We start from the raw sequence: 4,257 nt of genomic DNA on the forward strand, positions 1-4,257 counted from the left end.
CGCATTGGGCCCGCCATGCCAAGCTGCCGGAAGATCCGCGCCGCACGCCCCTGGGCCGCGGGCTGCGCGACACCAGCCTGGATGAGCTACCCCAGATGATCAACGTGCTGCTCGGACAAGAGAGCCTTGTTGGCCCCCGCCCCGTGCCCCAGTCCGAATTCGCCGCGCAATATTCCGGGGCCTCTGCCCGGGCCTATCTGTCGCTGCGGCCGGGGGTATCGGGGCTGTGGCAGGTGACAGCGCGCGGCGGCTCCTATGACCGCCGCCTGGCGCTGGACTGCTACTATGCGGAAAGCCGCAGCCTGATGCTGGATCTGCGGATCCTGCTGCGAACATTCGGTGCCGTATGGAATGGAACCGGGGCGTGATGCACGCGCAGCATTCACCTGCAAGTCCCGTCGCATAAACGAAAAAGCCCCGGCGCGTACCGGGGCTTTTCAATGTTCCAGTTTGGCCAATCCAGCCCGATCAGATCGCCTTCTTGCGGCTCTCGTCGATGTAGATCTCGCGCAGGCGCAGGGCCACCGGCCCGGCTTCGCCCTTGCCGATCGTTGCGCCGTCGATCGACACGACGGGCTGCACGAATGTCGTGGCCGAGGTGATGAAGGCCTCATCCGCCTGCTGCGCTTCCTCGATGGTAAAGCCGCGCTCCTCGACCTCCATCTGGGCTTCCTTGGCCAGCCGCAGAACGGCGGCGCGGGTGATGCCGTGCAGGATGTCGTTGGACAGCTGGCGGGTGATGATCTTGCCACCCTTCACGATATACGCGTTGTTCGAGGTGCCTTCGGTCACCTGGCCGTCTTCGACCATCCAGGCGTCGTCGGCCCCGGCGGCCTTGGCCATCATCTTGCCCATCGACGGGTACAGCAGCTGCACCGTCTTGATGTCGCGCCGCGCCCAGCGCTGATCCTCGATCGAGATGACGCTGATGCCCTTCTGCACGGCCGGGGAATTCGCCAAGTTCTTCGCCTGGGTGAACAGCACGATGGTCGCCTTGGTCTCCGCCGGGTCGGGGAAGACGAAGTCGCGGTCGGCCGGTGCGCCACGGGTGATCTGCAGATAGACGCCGCCCTCTTCCAGGTCGTTGCGCGCCACCAGTTCGCGGTGAATGGTCAGAAGCTCGTCCATGGTGACGGGGGCCACCAGGTCCAGTTCTTTCAGCGACCGCTCAAGCCGTTTGGCGTGGCCGTCGAAATCGACCAGCTTGCCGTCCAGCACGCTCGTCACCTCATAGACGCCATCCGCCATCAGGAAGCCACGGTCAAAGATCGAGACTTTCGCCTCTTCCTCGGGCAGGTAGTCGCCGTTCACATAAACGATGCGAGACATGTTTTCTCCTTCTCGGCGGTCAGCCCCACAGGGCGGGGTCGGACGGGTGAACGCCCTTTTCGTCGAAGCGCAGGGCATGGTCGCGGTCTTGGGCCAGCAGAAGCGGCCCGTCAAGATCCGTCACCATCGCACCCTGGGCGACCAGAAGCGCCGGTGCCATCGCAAGCGAGGACCCGACCATGCAGCCGACCATGATGTCATAGCCTTCGGCCCGGCCGGCATCGCGCAGGGCCAGCGCCTCGGTCAGGCCGCCGGTCTTGTCGAGCTTGATGTTGATGACATCGTATTTGCCCTTCAGCTTGGGCAGGCTGTCGCGGTCATGGCAGCTTTCGTCGGCGCAGACCGGCACCGGACGGTCCATACCGATCAGGGCGTCGTCTTCCCCTGCGGGAAGAGGCTGTTCGACCAGCGCCACGCCAAGACGCACCAGATGCGGGGCCAGATCGGCATAAACGGCGGCGGACCAGCCTTCGTTGGCGTCGACGATGATCCTGGCCTCGGGCGCGCCGCGGCGCACGGCCTCAAGCCGGGGCATGTCGTCAGGCGTGCCCAGCTTGATCTTCAGCAACGGACGATGCGCATGTTTGCGGGCCGAGGCCTCCATCTGCGCCGGTTCGGCCAGTGACAGGGTATAGGCGGTGATCTCGGGCCCCGGCGCGGGCAGGCCGGCCAGCTCCCAGACGCGCTTGCCGGCGCGCTTGGCCTCAAGATCCCAAAGCGCACAATCCACGGCATTCCGCGCGGCCCCCGCCGGCAGCGCCTGCGCCAGCGCGGCGCGGTCGGCCACGCCCTCGGTGCTGCGGATCTGGTCCATCACGCTGTCCAGGGTTTCGCCATAGCGCGCGTAGGGCACGCATTCGCCGCGCCCCTCGTGCGTGCCGTCGGAAATCCGGACGGACACAACATGCGCCTCGGTCCGGCTGCCGCGGCTGATCGTGAAGACCTCCGCCAGCGGAAACGTATCTGCGGAAACCTCGATCTTCACGGGATCCTCCATCATCTTGCCAGAAATACTCGCGCGGGCCAGGCATCCGCTCCGAGGGGCGGATTTCCTGTCCGACGCTTAGCTTAGCCCAGGTGTCAGCCCAGGGCGACCAGGGCGTCCACCAGGCGTTCCGCACCGTGGCGGTAGGGATCAACCGTGGGCAGGCCCATCTCGTCCTCGACACCCTTCATGTAGGACCGGGCGTCCTCTTCGCTCATGTGCTGGGTGTTGACCGAAATGCCGACGACCTCGCAGGCGGGGTTGGCGACCTTGGCCAGCTCAAGCGCCATGTCGCGCAGGGCGGTCAGGCTGGGCAGCTTGTACCCCGGCAGGCCGCGCATGTGTTCGCGGGTCGGCTCGTGGCACAGGATCAGCGCGTCGGGCTGACCGCCGTGGATCAGCGCCATGGTCACGCCGGAATAGGACACGTGGAACAGGCTGCCCTGCCCTTCGATCATGTCCCAGTGGTCGGCGTCATTGTCGGGCGTCAGCCATTCGATCGACCCGGCCATGAAGTCCGCGATCACGGCGTCCAGCGGCACGCCTTCACCGGTGATCAGAATGCCGGTCTGGCCGGTGGCGCGGAAGCTGGACTTCAGCCCGCGCTTCTGCATTTCGCGATCCATGCACAGTGCGGTGTACATCTTGCCGACCGAACAATCGGTGCCGACGGCCAGGCAGCGCTTGCCGGTGCGTTTCTCGCCATTGGCAATCGGGTATTTCACCGACGGGATGCGCACGTCATGAAGCTGGCGGCCGGTGGCTTCGGCGAAGGCCTTCAGGTCTGCTTCGTCGCGCAGCAGGTTGTGCAGGCCCGAGGCCAGGTCGAACCCTTCCTCAAGCGCCTGGATCAGCACCTTTTTCCATGCGGCAGAAATCACGCCGCCGCGGTTGGCGACACCGATCACCAGGGTCTTGGCCCCGGCGGCCTTGGCTTCGGCCAGGGTCATGTCGGTCAGCTTCATGTCGGCCTTGCAGCCTTCCATGCGGAACTGGCCGACGGCGTTTTCGGGGCGCCAGTCCTTGATGCCCTGCGCGACCTTTGCGGCCAGCATGTCGGGGGCGTCACCGAGGAAAAGCAGATAGGGGGTCTCGATCATGGGAAAACTCCGATTTGTTGCCGCCAGCTTCGCCGATCTGCTTTGAAATGACTTTGCAATTCCGCGGTTGCGAGAGGAAAGTTTCGAAGCTTCTTCGCCTATGTGCTGAAAATTCGCACAAATCTTGCGGGGATTCCCCGGCTGACGCCCGATATCGGTGGTCGGGCCGGGGTGTTGCTGCGCCGCAATATCACCTTGCCTCATGCGTTGTAATTTAATAACCCTCACCATGACCGAAACGAAATTTCCTTACCCAGAGGTGACGTGATGTCCTTCCGTATTCAGCCGACCCCGCCGTCCCGTCCGAACCGCTGCCAGCTGTTCGGGCCCGCGTCGAACACCAAGCTGCCGCCGAAGATGGCGACCTCGGCCGCGGATGTGATCAACCTCGACCTCGAGGATTCGGTGTCCCCCGACGACAAGCCGCAGGCGCGGAAACTGGCGATCGAGGCGATCGGCGACATCGACTGGGGCAACAAGACCCTTTCGGTGCGGATCAACGGGCTGGACACGCCCTATTGGTATCGCGACGTGGTGGATATCGTCGAACAGGCCGGCGAACGGATCGACATGATCATGATCCCCAAGGTCGGCTGCGCCGAGGATATCTATGCCGTGGACGCGCTGATTTCGTCGATCGAGATGGCGAAGGGCCGCAAGAAGAAGATCGCGCTTGAGGTGATCATCGAATCCGCCGCCGGCATCGCCCACGTGGAAGAGATCGCCGCCGCCTCGCCCCGCCTTCAGGCGATGAGCCTGGGTGCCGCGGATTACGCCGCGTCCATGGGGATGCAGACCACTGGGATCGGCGGCACGCAGGAAGATTACTACATGCTGCGCGAA

The 4,257-nt window shown here is 64.6% G+C and carries 5 protein-coding genes; 2 read left to right on the forward strand and 3 right to left on the reverse strand.

Annotated elements, in window-relative coordinates; translation table 11 throughout:
* The coding region (locus tag ACEQXV_RS18580) for a sugar transferase (RefSeq protein ID WP_370270411.1) at positions 1-368 on the forward strand (368 nt) is incomplete at its 5' end.
* Positions 369-468: 100 nt separating this feature from the next.
* Here the strand turns inward: ACEQXV_RS18580 and ACEQXV_RS18585 are convergent.
* The 3 genes from ACEQXV_RS18585 to dgcN form a co-directional block, all read right to left on the reverse strand.
* Complete coding sequence (locus tag ACEQXV_RS18585) at positions 469-1,329, reverse strand: D-amino-acid transaminase (RefSeq protein ID WP_093448794.1); 861 nt, start codon at positions 1,327-1,329, stop codon at positions 469-471.
* Between the two features lie 19 nt (positions 1,330-1,348).
* Positions 1,349-2,314 (reverse strand): N-acetyl-D-Glu racemase DgcA, encoded by a 966-nt coding sequence (gene dgcA / locus ACEQXV_RS18590; RefSeq protein WP_372526182.1) that lies wholly within the window; start codon positions 2,312-2,314, stop codon positions 1,349-1,351.
* A 95-nt stretch (positions 2,315-2,409) separates the two neighbouring features.
* On the reverse strand, positions 2,410-3,414 hold the full coding sequence (dgcN, locus tag ACEQXV_RS18595; protein ID WP_370270413.1) for an N-acetyltransferase DgcN: 1,005 nt from the start codon (positions 3,412-3,414) through the stop codon (positions 2,410-2,412).
* A gap of 267 nt (positions 3,415-3,681) precedes the next feature.
* On the opposite strand from dgcN, the gene ACEQXV_RS18600 reads away from it, so the two are divergent.
* A partial coding sequence (locus ACEQXV_RS18600) for a CoA ester lyase (protein WP_370270415.1) occupies positions 3,682-4,257 on the forward strand: 576 nt, incomplete at its 3' end.

Source organism: Nioella sp., from assembly GCF_964229645.1.
Taxonomy (GTDB): Bacteria; Pseudomonadota; Alphaproteobacteria; order Rhodobacterales; family Rhodobacteraceae; genus Nioella.